This is a genomic window from Telluria sp. GW821-FHT07G12 (assembly GCF_059418525.1).
This window is the reverse complement of the sequence record NZ_JBWKQA010000001.1, coordinates 1,735,441-1,756,637: the sequence shown is the minus strand read 5'-3', so window position 1 is coordinate 1,756,637 and position 21,197 is coordinate 1,735,441. Positions and strand designations below refer to the sequence as shown.

At 65.7% G+C, this 21,197-nt stretch carries 22 protein-coding genes; 16 read left to right on the top strand and 6 right to left on the bottom strand.

What is annotated here, in order from left to right; all coding sequences use genetic code 11:
* Window positions 1-21: 21 nt before the first annotated feature.
* Complete coding sequence (locus tag AC07PE_RS08095; protein WP_498762874.1) at window positions 22-771, bottom strand: sulfite exporter TauE/SafE family protein; 750 nt, start codon at window positions 769-771, stop codon at window positions 22-24.
* Between the two features lie 151 nt (window positions 772-922).
* On the opposite strand from AC07PE_RS08095, the gene pyrC reads away from it, so the two are divergent.
* The 6 genes from pyrC (at window position 923) to AC07PE_RS08065 (ending at window position 5,331) form a co-directional block, all read left to right on the top strand.
* Window positions 923-1,972 (top strand): dihydroorotase, encoded by a 1,050-nt coding sequence (pyrC, locus tag AC07PE_RS08090; protein WP_498762873.1) that lies wholly within the window; start codon window positions 923-925, stop codon window positions 1,970-1,972.
* 6 nt (window positions 1,973-1,978) lie between these two features.
* Window positions 1,979-2,794, top strand: a complete 816-nt coding sequence (locus AC07PE_RS08085; RefSeq protein WP_498762872.1) for a DUF3025 domain-containing protein — start codon at window positions 1,979-1,981, stop codon at window positions 2,792-2,794.
* A gap of 9 nt (window positions 2,795-2,803) precedes the next feature.
* Window positions 2,804-3,802, top strand: coding sequence for a Gfo/Idh/MocA family protein (locus tag AC07PE_RS08080; RefSeq protein WP_498762871.1), 999 nt, complete (start codon window positions 2,804-2,806; stop codon window positions 3,800-3,802).
* 19 nt (window positions 3,803-3,821) lie between these two features.
* The gene (locus tag AC07PE_RS08075) at window positions 3,822-4,196 is read left to right on the top strand and encodes a 50S ribosome-binding protein YggL (protein WP_498762870.1); all 375 of its coding nucleotides are present in this window, start codon (window positions 3,822-3,824) and stop codon (window positions 4,194-4,196) included.
* Between the two features lie 139 nt (window positions 4,197-4,335).
* Window positions 4,336-4,746, top strand: coding sequence for a hypothetical protein (locus AC07PE_RS08070; RefSeq protein ID WP_498762869.1), 411 nt, complete (start codon window positions 4,336-4,338; stop codon window positions 4,744-4,746).
* A 72-nt stretch (window positions 4,747-4,818) separates the two neighbouring features.
* Window positions 4,819-5,331: a hypothetical protein gene (locus AC07PE_RS08065; protein WP_498762868.1), complete on the top strand. Its 513-nt coding sequence runs from the start codon at window positions 4,819-4,821 to the stop codon at window positions 5,329-5,331.
* A 42-nt stretch (window positions 5,332-5,373) separates the two neighbouring features.
* Here AC07PE_RS08065 and AC07PE_RS08060 read toward each other — a convergent pair whose 3' ends face one another.
* Window positions 5,374-6,057, bottom strand: coding sequence for a DJ-1/PfpI family protein (locus AC07PE_RS08060; protein WP_498762867.1), 684 nt, complete (start codon window positions 6,055-6,057; stop codon window positions 5,374-5,376).
* Window positions 6,058-6,145: 88 nt separating this feature from the next.
* On the opposite strand from AC07PE_RS08060, the gene AC07PE_RS08055 reads away from it, so the two are divergent.
* Together AC07PE_RS08055 and AC07PE_RS08050 are read left to right on the top strand one after the other, a co-directional pair.
* Complete coding sequence (locus AC07PE_RS08055; protein WP_498762866.1) at window positions 6,146-7,120, top strand: GlxA family transcriptional regulator; 975 nt, start codon at window positions 6,146-6,148, stop codon at window positions 7,118-7,120.
* A gap of 77 nt (window positions 7,121-7,197) precedes the next feature.
* Window positions 7,198-7,539, top strand: a complete 342-nt coding sequence (locus AC07PE_RS08050; protein ID WP_498762865.1) for a hypothetical protein — start codon at window positions 7,198-7,200, stop codon at window positions 7,537-7,539.
* A 3-nt stretch (window positions 7,540-7,542) separates the two neighbouring features.
* Here the strand turns inward: AC07PE_RS08050 and AC07PE_RS08045 are convergent, their stop codons facing one another.
* Together AC07PE_RS08045 and recG are read right to left on the bottom strand one after the other, a co-directional pair.
* Window positions 7,543-8,286 carry a CPBP family intramembrane glutamic endopeptidase gene (locus tag AC07PE_RS08045; protein WP_498762864.1) on the bottom strand — a complete coding sequence of 248 codons (744 nt, stop codon included), beginning with the start codon at window positions 8,284-8,286 and terminating at the stop codon, window positions 7,543-7,545.
* Between the two features lie 106 nt (window positions 8,287-8,392).
* Window positions 8,393-10,465: an ATP-dependent DNA helicase RecG gene (gene recG / locus AC07PE_RS08040; RefSeq protein WP_498762863.1), complete on the bottom strand. Its 2,073-nt coding sequence runs from the start codon at window positions 10,463-10,465 to the stop codon at window positions 8,393-8,395.
* Between the two features lie 87 nt (window positions 10,466-10,552).
* Between recG and queA the strand changes: the two genes are divergently transcribed.
* The 5 genes from queA to secF all read left to right on the top strand — a co-directional run bounded on the left by queA (window position 10,553) and on the right by secF (window position 16,185).
* Entirely contained in the window at window positions 10,553-11,581 is a 1,029-nt protein-coding gene (gene queA, locus AC07PE_RS08035; RefSeq protein ID WP_498763023.1) for a tRNA preQ1(34) S-adenosylmethionine ribosyltransferase-isomerase QueA, read from the top strand.
* Window positions 11,582-11,588: 7 nt separating this feature from the next.
* Window positions 11,589-12,728, top strand: a complete 1,140-nt coding sequence (tgt, locus tag AC07PE_RS08030) for a tRNA guanosine(34) transglycosylase Tgt (protein ID WP_498762862.1) — start codon at window positions 11,589-11,591, stop codon at window positions 12,726-12,728.
* 163 nt (window positions 12,729-12,891) lie between these two features.
* Window positions 12,892-13,227, top strand: a complete 336-nt coding sequence (yajC, locus tag AC07PE_RS08025; RefSeq protein WP_498762861.1) for a preprotein translocase subunit YajC — start codon at window positions 12,892-12,894, stop codon at window positions 13,225-13,227.
* A gap of 27 nt (window positions 13,228-13,254) precedes the next feature.
* Window positions 13,255-15,147 carry a protein translocase subunit SecD gene (gene secD, locus AC07PE_RS08020; RefSeq protein WP_498762860.1) on the top strand — a complete coding sequence of 631 codons (1,893 nt, stop codon included), beginning with the start codon at window positions 13,255-13,257 and terminating at the stop codon, window positions 15,145-15,147.
* 15 nt (window positions 15,148-15,162) lie between these two features.
* Window positions 15,163-16,185, top strand: coding sequence for a protein translocase subunit SecF (gene secF, locus AC07PE_RS08015; protein ID WP_498762859.1), 1,023 nt, complete (start codon window positions 15,163-15,165; stop codon window positions 16,183-16,185).
* 353 nt (window positions 16,186-16,538) lie between these two features.
* On the opposite strand, the gene AC07PE_RS08010 is transcribed toward secF, so the two are convergent.
* Together AC07PE_RS08010 and AC07PE_RS08005 are read right to left on the bottom strand one after the other, a co-directional pair.
* The gene (locus AC07PE_RS08010; protein WP_498762858.1) at window positions 16,539-17,372 is read right to left on the bottom strand and encodes an HDOD domain-containing protein; all 834 of its coding nucleotides are present in this window, start codon (window positions 17,370-17,372) and stop codon (window positions 16,539-16,541) included.
* Window positions 17,373-17,379: 7 nt separating this feature from the next.
* Entirely contained in the window at window positions 17,380-17,661 is a 282-nt protein-coding gene (locus AC07PE_RS08005) for a hypothetical protein (RefSeq protein ID WP_498762857.1), read from the bottom strand.
* A gap of 109 nt (window positions 17,662-17,770) precedes the next feature.
* Between AC07PE_RS08005 and AC07PE_RS08000 the strand changes: the two genes are divergently transcribed.
* From AC07PE_RS08000 to AC07PE_RS07990, 3 genes are all read left to right on the top strand, one after another.
* On the top strand, window positions 17,771-18,682 hold the full coding sequence (locus AC07PE_RS08000) for a DMT family transporter (RefSeq protein ID WP_498762856.1): 912 nt from the start codon (window positions 17,771-17,773) through the stop codon (window positions 18,680-18,682).
* An 18-nt stretch (window positions 18,683-18,700) separates the two neighbouring features.
* Window positions 18,701-19,642 carry a GlxA family transcriptional regulator gene (locus tag AC07PE_RS07995; RefSeq protein WP_498762855.1) on the top strand — a complete coding sequence of 314 codons (942 nt, stop codon included), beginning with the start codon at window positions 18,701-18,703 and terminating at the stop codon, window positions 19,640-19,642.
* A 270-nt stretch (window positions 19,643-19,912) separates the two neighbouring features.
* A complete protein-coding gene (locus AC07PE_RS07990) occupies window positions 19,913-21,154 on the top strand; it encodes an acetylornithine/succinyldiaminopimelate transaminase (protein ID WP_498762854.1) in 1,242 nt (413 codons plus the stop codon).
* The last annotated feature ends 43 nt before the right edge of the window (window positions 21,155-21,197 follow it).

Here is a 21,197-nt window from a genome sequence, read left to right as displayed (position 1 = left end):
ATGCCGGCGAATATTTTGCGGTCAATACGTGGGCTGGATGTTACGCAGCACCAGGCTGGCGCCGCCCACGATCAGCACCACCCAGATTGCCTGCCGAATACGCTCGGTGGGCAGGCGCTGGTGCAGGCGGTTGCCCAGGTAGAGTCCGCCCAGTGCGCAGGGCAGCAGCACGGCGGCCAGCGCCAGCAGCGATTTCTGTTCATATAAGCCGGCGCTGGAAAACAGCACCAGCCGCGCCACCGCGCTGAAGAACAGCACCCCGCTGATGGTGGCGCGCAGGGTCAGCTTGTCCGGCAGGCGCCGGGTCAGGTAGATTGTATAAAAAGGGCCGCCGGCGCCGAACAGGGCGGTGAAAATGCCGCCGATGGCGCCGAAGGGCGCGGCCCAGGCGCCCGCCAGCGGCTGCGGTTTGCCGCGCACCATCAGGCTCCAGGCCGCATAGCAGAGGATGAAGACGCCGAGGATCACCAGCAGCATGCGCTCGGGCGCCTTGACCAGGGCCAGCACGCCGACCGCCATCCCGCCCAGCATGAAGGGGACGAGGCGCAGCGCTTCGCGGCGCGCGATGAAGCGGCGGTTCTTCAGCCCGAGCAGCAGGCCGGACGCCAGGTCGAACACCAGCATCAGCGGCACCGCCATGCGCAGCGGGATCACCAGCACCAGCATCGGCATGGCCGTGATGGTCGAGCCGAAGCCGGTCAGGCCGAAAACGGTGTAGGCGAAAACGATGATGAACGCGAGCGGGGCCAGCGTGTCGAATCCAATTCCCATTGCCAATGTGTGACGTCTAGATATGCGAAGTTTAACGTCTTTGGCACTTTTCAGTTCTTTCGGGAAACGTATCGTGCGCACCCCAGGGCGGGCGCGTGCCGGGGCCGCCGGCTGCTAGTAGAATGTCGGGGTTCGCAATCCGAGAGCCGCCATGTCCAACATCGAATCCCCCGACACCATCACCCTCATCCGCCCCGACGACTGGCACGTGCACCTGCGCGACGGTTCGCACATGGCCGCCGTGCTGCCGCACACCGCGCGCCAGTTCGCCCGCGCCATCGTCATGCCGAACCTGAAGCCGCCGGTCACCACCGCTGCCGACGCAGCCGCCTACCGCGACCGCATCCTGGCCGCGCTGCCTGCCGGGATGAACTTCGAGCCGTTGATGACGCTGTACCTGACCGATAACACCGACCCGGACGAGATCCGCCGCGCCCAGGAAACCGGCTTCATCCACGCCGTCAAACTCTACCCGGCCGGCGCCACCACCAATTCGGCGGCCGGCGTGACCGACCTGCGCAAGTGCCATAAAACGCTGGAAGTGATGCAGGAACTCGACATGCCGTTGCTGGTGCACGGCGAAGTCACCGATGGCGACATCGACCTGTTCGACCGCGAAGCCGTGTTCATCGAGCGCGTGATGCGCCCGCTGCGCCGCGACTTCCCGGAACTGAAGATCGTGTTCGAGCACATCACCACCCGCGACGCCGCCCAGTACGTGGCCGAGGCCGAAGGCCCGATCGCCGCGACCATCACGGCGCACCACCTGCTGTACAACCGCAACGAGATCTTCAAGGGCGGCATCAACCCGCACTATTACTGCCTGCCGGTGCTCAAGCGCGAAGAACATCGCCTGGCGCTGGTCACGGCCGCCACCAGCGGCGACGAGCGCTTCTTCCTCGGCACCGACTCGGCCCCGCACGCCATCCACGCCAAGGAAAGCGCCTGTGGCTGCGCCGGCTGCTACACGGCCCTGCACGCGATGGAGCTGTACGCCACCGCCTTCGAACAGGCCGGCGCGCTCGACAAGCTGGAAGCCTTCGCCAGCCTGAACGGCCCCAACTTCTACGGCCTGCCGGTCAACGAGGGCACCGTCACCCTCAAGCGCGAAGCCTGGACCATTCCGCCGACCGTGACGATGGGCGAGCACCAGCTGGTGCCGCTCGACGCCGGCGACCAGCTCAACTGGAAGATGCTGTAAGCGCGGATGTCTGCGGAAATCGCGCAGATCGACTGGACGCGCCCGTGGTATGACGCGGTGCGTCCCGCCTTCGACAGCCTGGCGCCCGGCGTCTCCTTCATCGAAGGGTTCAACGCCAACGCCGCCAGGCTGGCGCTGCAGAACCACCGCGGCCTGCCGATCCGCTTCGTGCCCCAGGCCGAGCTGCCGCCGAATACCGCCTACGAAGAATTCATCGGCGCCACCGGCTGCGTGCCGACGCGCGAGAACCTGCACGACTTCTTCAATGGCCTGGTGTGGCAGACCTTCCCGCTCATCAAGCGCGAGCTGAATGCGCTGCAGGCGGCGCAGATCGCCAGCGCCGGCGTTGGCAAGTCGCGCGGGCCGGCGCGCGACGCCGCCACCATCTTCGACGAAAACGCGGCCCTGCTGGTGGTGTGCGACGGCGATGCCGGCCGCGCGCTGGTCGACGGCCTGCGCGCCCACCAGTGGCATGCCACGCTGTTTGCCCGGCGCGCGCTGTTCGGCGCGGAAGGCACTGCGCAGGTCTGGCTGTTCGGCCACGCGCTGATGGAAAAGCTGGTGGCGCCGCGCAAGGCGATCACCGCGCACACGCGGGTGCTGTATGCGCCCGACGCCTGGTTCGGCCTGGCCTGGGAAGACCGGCGCGCCTGGATCGACATGCAGGTGGCCGGCCAGCTGTGCGCGGAGGGCCTGAGCACCGCCGTCTTCACGCCGCTGCCGGTGCTGGGCGTGCCGGGCTGGTGGCCGGCGCAGGACGAAGCCTTTTATCTCGACGACACCGTGTTCCGCCCCAAGCGGACAAACAAGAACCTAAGCTAAGGAGGAAGCATGACTGATGTGGTTCGCTGGGGGATCCTCGGCACCGGCAAGATCGCCAGGGCCTTCGCCCATGCACTCAAGGAGACGCCCGGCGCGGCCCTCGCCGGCGTCGGTTCGCGCAGCCTGGACAGCGCGCAGGCCTTCGCCGATGAATTCGGCGGCGCCGCTTACGGCACCTACGAAGAACTGGCGCAGGCCGGCGACGTCGACCTGATCTACGTCGGCACGCCTCACCCGGCCCACGTCGACAACGTGCGCATGGCCCTGAACGCCGGCAAGGGCGTGCTGTGCGAGAAGCCGTTTACGATGAACCGCCGCGAAGCCGAAGAACTCGTCCAGCTGGCGCGTGCGAAAAAGCTGTTCCTGATGGAGGCGATGTGGACGCGCTTCATGCCGGCGCTGGCGGAAGTGCGCCGCGTGGTGGCATCCGGCGAGATCGGCAAGGTCACGCAGGTGATCGCGGACCTCGGCTTCAAGGCCGACTTCGGCCATGAGCACCGCGTGTACAACCCCGTGCTGGGCGGCGGCGCGCTGCTCGACCTGGGCATTTATCCGCTGTCGATCGCGGTGGCGCTGCTGGGCCCCGTGGCTTCGGTGGCGGCGCAGGCGGAACTCGGCCCGACCGGCGTCGACGAGCAGACCGGCTTCGTGCTGCGCCACGTCGATGGCGGCATGTCGGTGTGCAGCTGCTCGCTGCGCGCGCGCCTGCCGAGCGAGCTGACCATCGCCGGCGAACAGGGACACGTGCGCATGAACACCATGTTCCACCGCGCCCAGACGGTGACGGTGTCACGCGCGGACGGCATTGCGCGCACCGTGCCCACGCCCTTCCTCGGCAACGGCTACGTGCACGAGGCGATCGAGGCGCAGCGCTGCTGGCAGGCGGGCCTGATCGAGAGCCCGGGCATGACCCACGACGATACATTGGCCCTGATGGGCGTGATGGACGAGGTGCGGCGCCAGATCGGCGTGCACTATGCGGCGGACGATGCCGCAAACACGGAATAAACCAACAAGGAGAACAACAATGAAACGCGATCCCCGCTCCACCAGCCGCATGCGGCGCCTGAACAGCCGCCAGCGCAAGAAGCAGCGCGTCGGCGAATTCAAGGAACACTGCTTCGACATCGAACTGGTGTTCCACAGCCCCATGCGCGGCGAACCCTATCACGACTTCATTAACGACTTCTTCGGCTTCCTGGAGCAGCGCGGCCTGCTGGGCGGCGGCTTTGGCGGCAAGGAGCCGTTCAGCGAAACCGAAGGCGTGATCGCCAACATCGATCGCGGCTCGCCCACCGAAGAAGACCGCGAGGCGGTGGTGACCTGGCTGCGTGGCCGTCCGGAAGTAACCGATGCACGCGCGAAAGATTTCAAGGATGCGTGGCACGGCTACAAATTCTGATATCGTCGAGTTGTAAGTATTTGTCAGGCGGGTAAGCCTTTGTAAAGCCCGTCAACAGGGTACCGGTGGTCTTCGTTTTAGGGACAAGTGACACGCAAACGTGCACTGACAACCCCGAGACAAAACTGAGGACCACATCATGCAAAAGACCATCGCTACCCTGATCGCCGGCCTGTTCGCCACCGCAGCATTCGCAGCCCAGACGCCCGCCACCACCACGCCGGCAGCGACGACGCCTGCAGTGGCCAAGGCCGAAGCCAAGCAAGAGAAGCAGGCTGCAAAAGCTGAAGTGAAAGAGACCAAAGCCGCCGCCAAGGCCGATGTCAAGGAAGCCAAGGCCGATGCCAAGGTCAGCAAGGAAGCCGCAAAGACCGACGTGAAGGAAGCGAAAGCCGCCGCCAAGACCGACGTCAAGGAAGCCAAGGCCGATGCCAAGGCGACCAAGGAAGCTGCGAAAGCCGACGTGAAGGAAGCCAAGGCCGAGCACAAGGCTGCCAAGGCAGAAGCGCACAAGGACACCACCGTCGCTGCCGCCACCCCGGCCAAGTAATCGGTTTAATCCGAACGGAAAACCCGCGTGACGCGGGTTTTTTCAACAACAGCTAAAGCGAGGACCACCAACATGAAAAAAGCCATCGTTACCGTGATCGCCGGCCTGTTCGCCACCGCAGCATTTGCACAGGCGCCCGCCCCGAAAACCGCCGTGCTGGTGCCCAATGCGGAACTGAGCAAGGCCAAGACCAGCGACGCCAAAGCCGCGAAGCCTGCTGCAAGCGCCAAGACCGAGGTCAAGACCGCGAATACCGAAGCCAAGGACATGAAGTCCGACGCCAAGCCTGCCAAGGCCGAGGCCAAGAAAACCAAGCATACCGCCCACGCCAAGACCGCACACAAGACCAGCGTGAAGACCGAGGCTGACACCGCCAGCGCCACTCCGGCGACCGCGGCGACGCCTGCGGATCCGGCTGTTCCGGCTACCCCGGCGGCGCCTGCCACCCCGGTCACAACGGATACCCCCGCGACCCAGGCTGCGCCGGCCACGCCGGCCGACCCGGCTGCGCCGGCCAGCCCAGCCAACCCCGCTACGCCGACCACCCAGGCCACGCCGGCTACGCCGACCACGCCGGCCAAATAATCGGCCCCAGCGCATGAAAAGCCCGCCCGTCGCGGGCTTTTTCTATTGCGGCAGGCAGGCCAGGTCGATCGCTTGCTCCACTTGCTGCAAGCGCGCCGCCAGCAAGGCCCGCGAACGCGCCACCCGTTCCGCCCCCGCAGCCTCGGGCGAACCGCAATCGAAGGGCGGCTGCGGATCGTATTCGAAATTCAGCTGCAGAAGCTTCGCCGTTTCCTCGCCCGCCAGCTCGGCGGCCAGCGCCAGCGCGAAGTCGATGCCGGCCGTGACGCCGCCGCCGGACACGCGGTTGCGGTCGCGGACGATGCGCCCGGCCACCGGAATCGCACCGAAGCGCGGCAGGTAGTCGCGCCACATCCAGTGGCAGGCGGACCGGTAGCCCTCCAGCAGGCCGGCCGCGCCCAGCACCAGCGAACCATTGCACACCGAGGTCACGTAGCGCGCCTGTGCGCCCTGGCGGCGCAGGAAATCCAGGGTCTCGCCGTCGCCGAACAGGGCCTGAATGCCGAAGCCGCCCGGCACGCACAGCACGTCGAGCGGCGGGCAATCCTCGAAGGTCGTGGTCGGGTTGATGCTGAAGCCGACGTCGGTCATCACCGGTCCAGGCGTTTTCCACAGCAGGTGAACCCGGGCGCCGGGGATGCGGCTCAGGATCTGCGCCGGACCGGTCAGGTCGAGCTGGGTCACGTGCGGGAACAGCAGGAAGCCGATATGACAGGGCGTGCTCATCGTGGATCTCCATGGCAGGGTGAACGATGAGGAAATTCTAGGCCGGCCAGGCTTGGCAGAAATGCCAATCTCTGGTCAAATTCTGCCAATGAAACCACTCTGCCACATCGCCCTGCTGGCCTTCGACGGCATGCAGGTGCTCGACATCACCGGGCCGGCGGCCGTGTTCGGCGCTGCCAACGATGCGCCCGGCGGGCCGCACTACCGGCTGCACATCGTCTCGCCCGCGGGCGGCGCCATCGCCAGCAATTGCGGGGTCGCGCTGGTGACGGAGGCGATTTGTGATGTGGAGTCACAAATCATGGACACGGTGCTGGTCGCCGGCGGCAGCAGGGAAGGCCTGGTCGCGCTGGCGCAGGACGAGGCCGTGCGCGCCTGGATGGTGAGTGCAAGCGCCCGCGCGCGGCGCTACGGCTCGGTGTGCAGCGGCACCTTCGTGCTGGCGCACTTCGGCATCATCCAGGGCAAGCGCGTCGCCACCCACTGGGAGGGCACCACGCTGCTCGGCAAGCACTATCCGGATCTGCAGGTCGACGCCAATGCCCTGTACGTGGAGGATGGACGGGTATGGACCTCGGCCGGCGTCACCACCGGCATCGACATGTGCCTGGCGCTGGTGGCGCGCGACCTCGGCGAAGCGGTGGCGAACGGGATCGCGCGGCGCCTGGTGCTGTATGCGCGGCGGCCCGGTTACCAGTCGCAGTTCAGTCCCATGCTGGCGGCCCAGGCCAGGGCCGATACCGCCTTCTCCGGCCTGATCGAATGGATCCGCGAGCACCTTGCGGAATCCCTGGACGTCGAACGCCTGGCCGAACGCGCCGGCATGTCGCCGCGCAGCTTCCACCGCCGCTTCCTCGAGGCGACCGGCGAGACCCCGGGCCGCTTCATCGAAACGCTCAGGCTCGATCACGCGCGCCAGCTGCTGCAGACGCGGGCCTCGCTGAAGGAGATCGCCGCCAGGACCGGCTATGCCACCCAGGGCCAGTTCTCGAAAGCCTACACGCGGCGCTTCGGCCTCGGCCCGAACCTGTTCCGCGAGCTGCATGCGCCAAACCCGGAATGAGATGCATATCCGTTTGTGTTTGACACCGCCGGCGGCTGCATCGATACTTTTCGCTGACCCGTCCTGAAAGGAACACCATGATCCGCCGTGCCATCCTGCTCGCCGCCTGCCTGTGCGCGGCCCAACCCAGCTTCGCGGACCCGGTACCGGTCCCCGCCGACAAAGCCGCCTACGTGGGCGAATGGCTGGGCAGGGACATGCGGCTCAACATCAAGCAGGACGGCCACGTCGAGTACAAGCGCAAGCAGCCCGGCAAGGACCTGAGCCTGAACATCGACCTGCAGGGCTTCAACGGCGACAATTTCGACGTCGGCTTCAGCCTGGTCCGCTCCACCTTCGTGGTCAGCAAGCCGCCGCACCGCGAGGGCGGCAAGTGGAAGATGACCGTCGACGGCGTCGAGCTGACCAGGACGGAATAAGCCTCAGGCCACGGCCGGAGCTGCCGGCGTGCGGCGCGCCGCCAGGATCACCCATGCCGCCAGGGCCAGTTCGATGACATTGGCCGCGCGCTCCACCAGGAACACCGTCGATCCGGCGGCGCCCTGTACCTTCGAATACATCATGCACAAGTTCAGCACCATGTGCAGGACCACGCACAGCCACAGGCTGCCGGTGCGGTAGCGCACGGCGGTGAACATCATGCCGCACACCGAGGTCACCAGCATCTGCCCGCAGGCGGTCTTCCAGTCGGTGCCCATGAAGCCGTGGATCAGGTGCATGGCGCCGAACAGCAGGCCGTTCAGCACGATGCCGCGCCAGACCGGCAGCGACAGCAGCAGCGCGAAGATCACGCCGCGGAACAGCAGCTCTTCGCCGAAGGCGTTGAAGAGCTGGATCGTGAAGTCGGACAGCAGCTTGCCACTGTCGGCGCTGCGCAGGCCCCAGGGCAGGAACAGCACGGCGGTGGACAGGCTGGCGAGGAAGAAGGGCGCCGGCCGGATGCGGTCCAGGCCCAGCGCCAGCCGCTTCCACAGCCCGAAGGCGTGGGCCAGCACCAGCGGGTAGATGATGGTCGAGGCGAAGGCGATCAGCTTGACCTTGCCGTAGGCTTCGGGCGCGGCCAGGCTGAAGCCGAACTTGAGGATCGCGATCGTCAGCAGGAACTGGCCGACGGCGCAGGCGATCGCGAAGGGGATGGGGGACTCGGGGTTGCGGTCGGTGTGCATGGATGGTCTCTCGTTGTTGTTGTATTGACGAGCGCACTGTAGGGAACGCCGGTCAAGCACACCATCCATTTGCGACAGGCCGCAGAATTCGCGGAACAGACTGTCATTACACCTTCAGGAATTCCTCGCGTCCACCCAGCCAGCGCAGCAGGTGGGCATCGACGATGGCCTCCGCCTCCGGGCGGTCGGAGCCCAGCAGCCAGGCGGCGACGTCGCGCGCCTGCTCGACGATCCACTGGTCGGTTTCCAGGTTGGCGAAGCGCAGCATGGCTTCGCCGGACTGGCGCGCGCCGAGGAATTCGCCGGGGCCGCGGATCTCGAGGTCGCGGCGCGCGATCTCGAAGCCGTCGGTGGTCTCGCGCATCGTCATCAGGCGCTGCTTGGCCACCGGGCCGAGCGGGCTCTGATACAGCAGCAGGCAGACGCTGGCCGCCGAGCCGCGGCCCACGCGGCCGCGCAGCTGGTGCAGCTGCGACAGGCCGAAGCGCTCGGCGTGCTCGATCACCATCAGCGAGGCGTTCGGCACGTCGACCCCGACCTCGATCACGGTGGTCGCCACCAGCACGTGCACGTGGCCGGCCGAGAAGGCATCCATGATCACCTGCTTTTCCGCCGGCTTCATGCGGCCGTGGACCAGGCCGACCACCAGGTCGGGCAGGGAAGCGGCCAGGGTCTCGAAGGTGTCGGTGGCGGTCTGCAGCTGCAGCGCTTCCGATTCCTCGATCAATGGACACACCCAATACACCTGCCGTCCCTCCAGCGCGGCGGCGTGCACGCGCTCGATCACTTCGTCGCGGCGGTTCTGGTCGATCGCGCGCGTGACGATGGGCGTGCGGCCGGGCGGCAGCTCGTCGATGACCGATACCTCGAGGTCGGCGTAATAGGTCATCGCCAGCGTGCGCGGGATCGGCGTGGCCGACATCATGAGCTGGTGCGGCACCAGGCCGTCGCTGCCCTTGTTGCGCAAGGTGAGGCGCTGGCCGACGCCGAAGCGGTGCTGTTCGTCGACCAGCACCAGGCCCAGTTTCGCGAACTGCACCGAGTCCTGGATCAGGGCGTGCGTGCCGATCACCAGGTTGGCTTCGCCCGATTCCGCCATCTCGCTCGCAAGCTGCTTTTCCTTCTTTTTCAGGCTGCCGGTCAGCCATGCGACTTTTACGCCCAGCGGCTCCATCCAGGCCGCGATCTTGCGGAAGTGCTGCTCGGCCAGGATCTCGGTCGGCGCCATCAGGGCCGCCTGGTAACCGCTGTCGATGGCCTGGGCGGCCGCCAGCGCCGCGACCACGGTCTTGCCGCTGCCGACGTCGCCCTGCAGCAGGCGCTGCATCGGATAGCTCTCGTGCAGGTCCTTGCTGATCTCCTGCACCACGCGCGCCTGGGCATTGGTGAGCTTGAACGGCAGCGCTTCGAGGAAGGCCGAGGACAGGGCGCCGACGGTGCTCAGCTGCGGCGCGCCCTTTTCGCGCCTGGCCTGCTGGGCGCGTTTCAGTGAGAGCTGCTGCGCCAGCAGCTCGTCGAATTTCACGCGGGTCCAGGCCGGGTGGGTCTTTTCGATCAGCGCGTTCTCGTCGACGTCGGGCGGCGGATAGTGCAGCAGGCGCACGGCCGGCTGGAACTCGGCCAGCGACAGCTTTTCGCGCACCGCGCGCGGCACCGTATCCGTCCAGTCGACGCGCTTCATGGCCTCGGCGATCGCGCGCCGCAGAATCGTCTGCGACAGGCCTTCGCCGGCCGGATACACCGGGGTCAGGGAGGCGGGCAGGGGCGCGCCCTCGTTGACGACTTTATAAACCGGATGGACCATCTCGGCGCCGAAGAAGCCGTGGCGGACCTCGCCGCGCGCCCGCACGCGGGTGCCCTCGGCCAGCTGCTTGACCTGGCTGCCGTAGAAATTCATGAAGCGCAGCTGGATGTCCGAGGTCTCGTCGGCGATCGACACCAGCAGCTGCTTGCGCGGTTTATAGGTGATTTCGTTCTTGCTGACGATGCCTTCGACCTGCGAGACGTGGCCGCCGCGCAGGCAGGCCTCGCGGATGGGCACGATCTCGGTTTCGTCCTCGTAGCGCATCGGCAGATGCAGCACCAGGTCCATGTCGGTGCGCAGGCCGAGCTTTGCTAATTTGCTCTCGATCGTCTTCTGGACTGGTGTGGCGGCGGCTTTGGCTTTGGTTGCGGGCATAAAGGCTGGTGTAAAATAGAGGGTTCGCCGCATACGCTTGAGCTTCTATTGTAAGGCTCCTGGCCCTGTTTTCCCATCATGAGCAGAATCTACTCCCTCTCCGATTTCGATTTCGACCTGCCGGAAGAGCGCATCGCGCAGGTGCCGCTGCCTGACCGCAGCGCTTCGCGCCTGTTGCAGCTCGACGGCGACCAGATCACCGACCGCCGTTTTGCCGACATCGTCGACCAGCTCCAGGCCGGCGACGTGCTGGTCATGAACAATACGCGCGTGCTGAAGGCGCGCTTCTTCGGCCAGAAGGAATCCGGCGGCCAGGTCGAGGTGCTGGTCGAGCGCGTGCTCGACAACCGCACCGTGCTGGCCCAGGTCCGCGCGTCGAAGTCGCCGAAACCCGGCAACCGCATCCGCCTGGCCGATGCCTTCGACGTCACCACCGGCGAGCGCGAAGGCGAATTCTTCACCCTGCACCTTCCAGAAGAAGCGGGCGACGTGTTCGAGCTGATCGAGGCCCACGGCCGCCTGCCGCTGCCGCCCTACATCGCCCACGACGCCGACGAATTCGACGAGCAGCGTTACCAGACCGTCTATTCGAAGGAGCCGGGCGCCGTCGCCGCGCCGACCGCCGGCCTGCACTTCGACCAGCCGCTGCTGGATAAACTGGCGGCCAAGGGCGTGAACATCGCCTACGTCACCCTGCACGTGGGCGCCGGCACCTTCCAGCCGGTGCGCGTCGAGAACCTGGCCGAGCACAACATGCACAGCGAGTGGTACACGATCGCGCAGGACACCGTCGATGCCGTGAAGGCCGCCCAGGCTGCGGGCCGCGACGTGGTGGCGGTCGGCACGACCTCGCTGCGCGCGCTGGAATCGGCCTCGCAGTCCGGCGTGCTTGCCGCCGGGAGCGGCGACACCCGCCTGTTCATCACCCCGGGCTACCAGTTCAAGACGGTGACCCGCCTGATCACGAACTTCCACCTGCCCAAGTCGACCCTGATGATGCTGGTCTCGGCCTTTGCCGGCTACGACGAGATCCGCAAGGCCTACGCCCACGCGATCGCCAGCGAATACCGCTTCTTCAGCTATGGCGACGCGATGCTGCTCACCCGTAAAGATTAATAGAACGATGCTGGAATTTACCCTCCTTAAAAAAGACACCAGCGGCCTGTCGCACGCACGGCGCGGCCGCTTGAAACTCAACCACGGCACCATCGAGACCCCGATCTTCATGCCGGTCGGGACTTACGGTTCCGTCAAGGCGATGGACCCGCTCGAGCTGAAGGAAGTCGGCTCGCAGATCATCCTCGGCAATACCTTCCACCTGTGGCTGCGCCCGGGCACCGAGGTGATGGACAAGTTCGGTGGCCTGCACGGCTTCATGGGCTGGGACAAGCCGATCCTGACCGACTCCGGCGGCTTCCAGGTGTTTTCGCTGGGTGCGATGCGCAAGATCACGGAAGAGGGCGTGAAGTTCGCCTCGCCGATCGACGGTTCGCGCCAGTTCCTGTCGCCGGAAATCTCGATGCAGATCCAGCGCTCGCTGAACTCGGACATCGTGATGCAGTTCGACGAATGCACGCCCTACGAGATCGACGGCCGTCCGGCCACCAGCGAGGAAGCGGCGAAATCGATGCGCATGTCGCTGCGCTGGGCCCAGCGCTCGATGAACGAGTTCAATCGCGGCGAGAATCCGAACGCGCTGTTCGGCATCGTCCAGGGCGGCATGTACGAGCGCCTGCGCGACGAATCGCTGGCAGGACTGGAAGACATCGACTTCCCGGGCCTGGCCATCGGCGGCCTGTCGGTGGGCGAGCCGAAGGAAGACATGATGCGCATCCTCGAGCACGTCGGCCCGCGCCTGCCCGAGAACAAGCCGCACTACCTGATGGGTGTCGGTACGCCGGAAGACCTGGTGGCCGGCGTGGCGAATGGCGTCGACATGTTCGACTGCGTGATGCCGACCCGCAATGCACGGAATGGCTGGCTGTTCACCCGCTTCGGCGACCTCAAGATCAAGAACGCGCGCTACAAGGATGATACGGCGCCGCTGGACGAGTCGTGCACCTGCTATTGCTGCAAGAATTTCTCGCGCGCCTACCTGCACCACCTGCACCGCTCGAAGGAAATCCTGGGTGCGCGCCTGAACACCATCCACAACCTGCACTATTACCTGAACCTGATGCAGGAAATCCGCGATGCGATCGATGCGGACAAGTTCCACGAGTTCCGCCTGCAGTTCAACGCCGACCGCGCCCGCAGCGTATAAATTATGCAGCGTGGGCACGGAGTGCCCACCCTACGCATTAATTTTCAAACAACGTCTTGCAATCAGGCATGGCGGTCCCACATCCCCGAAACTGGCTGTTGACAGTTTGCGGGTGCTAGAATACAGCGCTTGTTTTTTCACATTCTTATAAATCGGAGTCCTTGTGTTCATTTCCAACGCTTACGCGCAAACCGCCGCCGGCGCCGCCGATCCTGGTCTGATGGGCAGCCTGACGACGTTCGCCCCGATCATCATCATGTTCGTGGTCATGTACTTCATCATGATCCGTCCGCAGCAGAAGCGTCAGAAAGAACTGAAGACGATGATGGATGCGCTGGCCAAGGGCGACGAAGTGATCACCGTCGGCGGCGTGCTGGGCCGCGTAGCCAAGGTCAGCGACGCCTACGTCACCATCGAAGTGGCCGCCGGTACCGAGATCGTGGTGCAGAAGAACGCCGTCACCACCCTGCTGCCGAAGGGCACGCTGAAGGCCCTGTAACCCGTAACCAGCCGCACGGCCCCTATCATGAATCGCTATCCCCTCTGGAAGTACATACTGATCCTCGCGGCAGTGCTGCTTGGCCTGCTGTACACGGCGCCGAACTACTTCGTCGACTCGCCGGCGCTGCAGGTCACGACCTCGAAAGCGACGGTCAAGGTCAACAGCGACACCGTCGGCCAAGTGGCCGGCGTGCTCCAGCGCGACGCCATCCCGGCTGAAGGCGTGAGCCTGGAAGGTTCCGGCGACACCAGCGCCGTGCGTGCCCGCTTTAACAGCACCGACGCCCAGTTCAAGGCCAAGCTGGCCCTCGAACGCGCCCTGAACCGCGACCCGGCCGACCCCGACTACATCGTCACCGTCGGCCTGGCGAAGAACACCCCGATGTGGATGCAGAAGCTGGGCGCCCAGGCGATGAACCTGGGCCTGGACCTGCGCGGCGGCGTGCACTTCCTGCTGCAGGTCAACGCCAAGGAAATCCTGGAATCGCGCGTTAAGGGCATCCAGTCCTCGGCCCGCACCCTGCTGCGCGACCAGAACGTGCGCCACGCCGGCATCGACCGCGTCGGCGACCGCGTCGAAATCCGCTTCCGCGACGCCGAGACCCGCGCCAAGGCGCGCAGCGTGCTGGCCAACGCCAACCCCGACCTGGCCTTTGCCGAAGCCGCCGACGGCACCGACCTGAAACTGGTCGTGACCCTGAAGCCGGACGCGCTGCAGAAAGCCGTGGACGAGGGCGTCAAGCAGAACATCAGCACCCTGGGCAAGCGCATCAACGAACTCGGCACCACCGAGCCGGTGATTCAGCAGCAGGGCCGCGACCGCATCGTCGTGCAGCTGCCGGGCGTGCAGGACGTCGCCCATGCGAAGGACATCATCGGCCGCACCGCCACGCTGGAATACCGCATCACCGACGACAGCATCACGCCGGGCACCGAACTGAGCGCCGCCATTCCGCTGAACTCGGAACTGTTCACCCAGGGCCGCGACGTGCCGGTGGTGGTATCGAAAGACGCCGTGGTCACCGGTAAATCGATCATCAGCGCGACGCCGGGCTTCGACGAGAACCAGCGTCCGGCCGTGAACATCGAGCTGAACGCCGAAGGCGGCCGCGCCATGCGCGCCATGACCCGCGAACGCACCGGCAAGCGCATGGCCACCCTGCTGAAAGAGAAGGGCAAATACACCGTGCTGCAGGTTGCGACTATCCAGAGCGAATTCGGCGCGAACTTCCGCACCACCGGCATGCGCAGCCCGCAGGAAGCCGCCGAGCTGGCCCTGCTGCTGCGCGCCGGCGCGCTGTCGGCGCCGATGGAATTCATCGAAGAACGCGTGGTCGGCCCGCAGCTGGGCGCCGAAAACATCTCCCGCGGCCTGCACTCGACCGTATGGGGCTTCGTAGCGATCGCGATCTTCATGGTCATCTACTACCAGCTGTTCGGCTTCTTCAGCGTGCTGGCCCTGGCCTGCAACCTGCTGTTCCTGCTGGCCATCCTGTCGACGCTGCACGTCACGCTGACCCTGCCGGGTATCGCGGCAATCGCGCTGGCGCTGGGTATGGCGATCGACGCCAACGTGCTGATCAACGAGCGCATCCGCGAGGAGCTGCGTGCGGGCAATACGCCGCAGGCGGCCATCGCGGCCGGCTTCAGCCACGCCTGGGCCACCATCCTGGACTCGAACGTGACCACCCTGATCGTCGGCCTGGCCCTGCTGGTGTTCGGCTCGGGCGCGGTGCGCGGTTTCGCGGTCGTGCACTGCCTGGGCATCCTGACCTCGATGTTCTCGGCCGTGTTCGTTTCGCGCGGCGTCGTCAACCTCTGGTACGGCCGCAAGAAAAAGCTGGGCAAGATCGCCATCGGTACCGTGTGGGAATCGGGCATCACCGCGGCGGGCGCCAAGTCCGCGGCCAAGAAATAAGCAGCGAGGAAAGACATGGAATTTTTCAAGATTAAACGGGACATCCCGTTCATGCGCCACGCGTTGATCTTCAACGTGATTTCGGCGCTGACCTTCGTCGCCGCGGTATTCTTCCTGATCACCAAGCCGCTGCACTATTCGGTGGAATTCACCGGCGGCACTACCATGGAGCTGCGCTATCCGCATGCGGCCGAGCTGGAAAAGATCCGCCACACGCTGGAAAAGGCGGGCTACGAGCAGCCTGAGGCGACGCCTTTCGGCACCGCCCAGGACGTCCTGCTGCGCCTGCCGACCCGCAAGGACCAGCCGGGCGCGACCGCCTCGACCATGGTCTTCGACGCCCTGTGCGCAGCGGAAGCCGGCACCGTCAAGCAGGTCCAGCAGACCACCGAGAAGGGGGAGAACGTCACCCGCAGCACCTGCGTGAATGCGGCCGGCGCCGAGGCAGTGCACCTGCAGCGCGTCGAATTCGTCGGCCCCTCGGTCGGCGAGGAGCTGGCCCAGAACGGCCTGAACGCGCTGATCATGGTGGTGGTGGGCGTGGTGATCTACCTGGCCGTGCGCTTCGAGTGGAAGTTCGCGGTGGCGGCGATCATCGCCAACCTGCACGACGTCGTGATCATCCTGGGCTTCTTCGCCTTCTTCCAGTGGGAATTCTCGCTGACCGTGCTGGCCGCGGTGCTGGCGGTGCTGGGCTACTCCGTCAATGAATCGGTCGTGATCTTCGACCGGATCCGCGAAACCTTCCGCAAGCAGCGCAAGATGAGCGTGACCGAGGTCATCGACCACGCGATCACCAGCACCATCTCGCGTACCATCATCACCCACGGCTGTACCGAGATGATGGTGCTGTCGATGCTGTTCTTCGGCGGCCAGGCCCTGCATTACTTCGCAGTCGCACTGACCATCGGTATTCTGTTCGGTATCTATTCCTCGGTGTTCGTGGCAGCGGCCATCGCCATGTGGCTGGGCGTGAAGCGCGAAGACTTGATCAAGCCGATCAAGGAACGCGACGAGACCGACGGCGCCGTCGTGTAATCCTCGTGCATACAAAAAAGCCGCCAGGCCTCGGCCTCGGCGGCTTTTTTATTTATTGCGTACGATTTCTTCATGAATGTGAAGCACCGCACAGAGGATCCCTTAAGGCGGACTTAAGATGGACTCGTCTCTTTCAGGACATCCCTAGTTTTGGACTTCACCCGCTCCGCTGGAGCGGGTTTTTTTTGCCTTGCGGCTGCGCAAGTTAAAGAATTTAACAAAATGTGAGTCAGCGCACAGAGTGGCCCCGCTAAGGGAACTAATATGGACTCGTCTCTTTCAGGACATCCCTAGTTTTGGACTTGGCCCGCTCTTGCAGCGGGCGTTTTTTTTGCGCCGCCGCTCTTAACTGTTCAGTCCAGCGCATTCACCAGACTACGCACTTCCTCTCCCGACTCCTGCAGGATCAAGGCCAGGGTGCCGTCGCCGACTGCAAAGTCGATGGTGGCGCTGGCCTGGGTCGGGCTGAAGCCCGGGCGCTCGAGCAGCGGAGAGGGGATGGGCGCCAGGTCCTTGGCCAGCATCAGGGTGTCGCCCAGGGTTTCCGGCGGCAGGGCGCGCATGCCGTTCCACAGGGCTTCGATCGCATCCATCACCGGGCCCGGGACGCCCAGCTTGAGCAGGACGCCGCGGCCGATGTCGACCTGGCCGTATTCGATCCATTCCTCGGCGCCGCCGTCCAGCAGGCCGGGGAACTCGCCCGCTCTCGACAGCAGATAGAAGCCGCCGACTTCGTGCACGATGCCGGCGAACATCGCCGTGTCCGGATCGACGAAGGAGACGCGGCGCGCGATCACCAGCGCCAGCGCGGCGACGTTGGCCGAGTGCTGCCACAGCTGGTCGGCCTTGGCGCGCAGGTGCGGGTCGGTGACGCCGCTGGCCAGCTGGCGCACGATCACCGACGCCGCCAGGGCGCCCAGGGTGCGGAAACCGACCCGCTGCACGGCGGCGCGGACGTTGGTGACGTCGTTGCCGGCACGGTTATAGGCGGCCGAGTTGGCGATGGCGACGGTGCGCGCGGCCAGCAGCGGCTCGGCCTGCACCAGGCGCGCGGCTTCCTCGACGTGGCAGTCGGGGTCGCTCAGCGCGCGCTGCAGCTTGAGCGTGGCGTTGACGTGGGTCGGAAAGGCCAGCTCGCCACGCCCGGCTTGCGCGGCGATGCTCTTGAGGGCGTCGAGTCTGTCCATGAAGAAATTAGGGTTCGCTGAAAATCGCGTCGCAGCCGTCTTTCGGCTCTTCCGTGTCCTGCAATTCGTCGACCAGGCCGAGGTCGAACAGTTCTTCGACCGCGTTCATGAAGCTGTTGAGCTTGGTGGCGCCGATCAGGCGGTAGATCTCGCCGGCGTCGTTGCGCACGCCGATCAGCATCTTTTCCTGGCGCACTTCTTCGGCCGGGGCGACATCGAGCAGGATGTTGCCGATGATGTGCTTGTCGAAATGAGGCGGTTTTTTACCGTCGAGCAGGGCAGTTTTCACGAGTCGGTCTTCCTTTCTGGGTGATGAACGGATTATAGCGGGCTGCGCGCCGCTGCGGCTCGGCGCCGGCATTCGCATTTTACGGCCGGGGCAGGTACCATATTGCGCTATGACCCAGCAGCTGCGCGGCATTGCCGCCCTCATCCTCGTCGTCCTCGTGTGGGGCACGACCTTCCCCGCCATGAAAGATCTCACGGTGACGTTCTCGCCGGTGTGGATCATCCTGACGCGCTTCGCGCTCGCGGTAGTGATTCTTTCGCCCTTCCTGTGGCGCGCCCACCTGGCCGACCTGCGCTCCGGCGTGCTGCTGGGCCTGGTCTTGTTCTTCTGCTACCTGTTACAGGTCGAGGGCCTGGCCCTGACCAGCTCCAACCGCAATGCCTTCATCACCGGACTCAATGTCCTGGTGGTGCCGCTGCTGGGCGTCCTCGGGGGGCGCCTGCCGGAACGCCGCATCGTGTTCGCGCTGGTGCTGGCGGTGGCCGGCCTGGCGGCGCTGTGCTGGGATGGCGGCGCCTGGGGCGCCGGCGATACGCTGGCGCTGCTTGGCGCCTTCTGCTTCGGCGCCTACGTCAAGCTCATGGAAATCCGCACCCGCAGCGCCAAACGCCTGCTGAGCGTGACGGCGGCGCAGATCGGCACCGTGGCCGTGTGCGCGGCCGTCTGGCTGCTGTTGCGCGAAGCGCCACGCGGCTTCGGCGTGCTCGAGGACGGCGGCAATTACTGGCGCTACATCGGCGGCAACCTGCTGGCCTACTGGCCGAATTTCGCCTACCTGAGCGTGGTCTGCACCGCCGCCATCATCTCGCTGCAGACCTGGGGCCAGTCGCGCACCACGGCCAACGAGGCGGCCGTGATCTATGCCTTCGAACCCGGTGCGGCCGCTTTCTTCGGCTATTTCTGGCTGGGCGAGGCGATGACGGCCCGCGGCTGGCTGGGAGCCGCCCTGTTGATCTCCGGTATGATTGTCAGCCAATGGAACGCCGAGAGCCGGCCCGCCGCCGCGCTCGCCCCCGAGTGATGATCCCGACCAAGTCCGATGCAGCACGCTGAACTGTCCAGCCTCGCGCAGGAATTGCCACTGCGTGTACTGCTGGTGAACGCCGGCGAGCCGGATTCCCTGACCTGGGCTGGGATCGTGCAGCCGCTGCGCCTGGCGGCCAAGATGGTGGGGCCGGAGCGCCTGATCGTCGACGTGCGCAGCCCCGACAAATTTGCCGGCGACGGCCAGCGCCACTGGCACCTGGTGCTGCTGGTCGCCGATGAAGCCGAAGCCGGCCTGCGCCCGGCGAACATGCGCCTGCTGGCCCAGCGCTGCCGCGCCGCGCCCTGCTGGGGCGGCGTGGGCGCCGGCGTGCTGTGGCTGGCCGAGGCCGGCGCCTTCATCGGTGCGCGCACCGCGCTGCCGTGGTCGCTGTACCCGGACGCCGACGCCATCGCCGACCAGGCCATGCTGAGCCCCCACCTGTACGAGATCGACGGCGCGCGCCTGAGCTGCTGCGGCGGCGGCGCCAGCATCGACTTCGCGCTGACCCTGGTCGAGGTCCTGTTCGGCGCCACGGCCCAGGCCCAGGTCAAGGAAATCCTCTGCGTCGACCGCGTGCGCGGCCAGGAAGAGCGCCAGCGCGTGGCCCTGCAGGCCCGCTTCGGGGTGCTGCAGCCCAAGCTGACGGAAGCCGTGACCCTGATGGAAGCCAACATCGAAGAGCCGCTCTCGACCGACGACATCGCCCAGCTGGCCGGCATCTCGCGGCGCCAGCTGGAGCGCCTGTTCAAGCAATACCTGGGCAGCCTGCCTTCGCGCTACTACCTCGAACTGCGCCTGAAACGCGCGCGCCAGCTGCTGCGCGACACCAACCACTCCATCGTGCAGGTGGGCCTGATGTGCGGTTTCTCCTCCGGCTCCCACTTCTCCACCGCCTTCGGCGCCCTGTTCGGCAACACCCCGCGCGAAGAACGCCAGCGCAAACTCGCCGAGTAATTGCCCAAATTCGGGGTCAGGTCCATTTTTGTTGGTGGAATCGCCGAGAATGGGCGACGTAGCTCGACCATCGAAGCAGAGTTGAAGAAGTTCACAAATTAAAGTGCTCTGACCCCGAATTTCGCTTGAGATAGCGTAAATGTTGCTCGTCCAAAAATGAAAATGCCTGTCGCAGTTTGAAAAGAACTGCAAGGGTGGGCTTTTTATAATGGGGCGCTCGGCGCGGCTGTTGGAGTTCGCGCGACTCTTATTTGGATGAGGAAGAACGTCATGAATGCTAAGCTCGAATCGGGTGTTACTACGCTGCCTGTCACACGCCAGACTTTCGACGAGGTCCTCGTCCCGACCTACGCCCCGGCCGCCATGGTGCCGGTGCGCGCCGCCGGTCTCGACGTCTGGGACCAGGACGGCAAGCATTACCTCGACTTCACTTCCGGCATCGCCGTTTCGAGCCTCGGCCATTGCAACCCGCTGCTGGTCGACGCCGTCACGCGCCAGATCAACACCCTGTGGCACCTCGGTAACGGCTACACCAACGAGCCGGTGCTGCGCCTGGCCTCGGCCCTGACCGCCGCCACCTTCGCCGACCGCGCCTTCTTCTGCAACTCCGGCGCCGAAGCCAACGAAGCCGCCCTGAAACTGGCGCGCAAGTACGCGCACACCAAGTTCGGCCCGCACAAGTCGCGCATCGTGTCCTGCCTGTCGTCCTTCCACGGCCGCACCCTGTTCACCGTGTCCGTCGGCGGCCAGCCGAAGTACACCGAGGGCTTCGAGCCGCTGCCGCAGGAAATCAACCACATCAACTACAACGACATCGAGTCGGCGCGCGCCGCCATCACCGACGACGTCGCCGCCGTGATCGTCGAGCCGATCCAGGGCGAGGGCGGCGTGATCCCGGGCGACATCGACTTCCTGAAGGCCCTGCGCGAGCTGTGCGACAAGACCGGCGCCCTGCTGGTGTTCGACGAAGTGCAGTCGGGCGTGGGCCGCACCGGCGCCCTGTACGACTACATGAACGTGGGCGTGACCCCGGACATCCTGACCTCGGCCAAGGCCCTGGGCAACGGCTACCCGATCGGCGCCATGCTGACCACCGAGGAGATCGCGCAGCACTTCAACGTCGGCTCGCACGGCACCACCTACGGCGGCAACCCGCTGGCCGCGACCGTCGCCCTGAACGTGGTCGAGCAGATCAACCAGCCGTCCTTCCTGGCGCGCGTGAACGAAGCGAGCGGCAAGCTGTTCGCCCAGCTGGAAAAGCTGTCGAACGACTTCCCTCAGCTGTTCGGCAAGCCGCGCGGCAAGGGCCTGCTGATCGGCCTGCCGATGGCCGAAGGTTTCAAGGGCCGCGCCAAGGACTACACCAAGGCCGCCGAGAAGCTGGGCCTGATGCTGCTGATCGCCGGCCCGGACGTGGTGCGCCTGGCGCCTGCGCTGGTGGTCTCGGACGAACAGCTGATCGAAGCCGACCGCATCATGCGCGACGCCGCCGCAGCCTTCATCGCCGGCTGATAAAGCTGCCCGGCCGGCTGCCCCGCGCAGCCGGCCCGCCCTG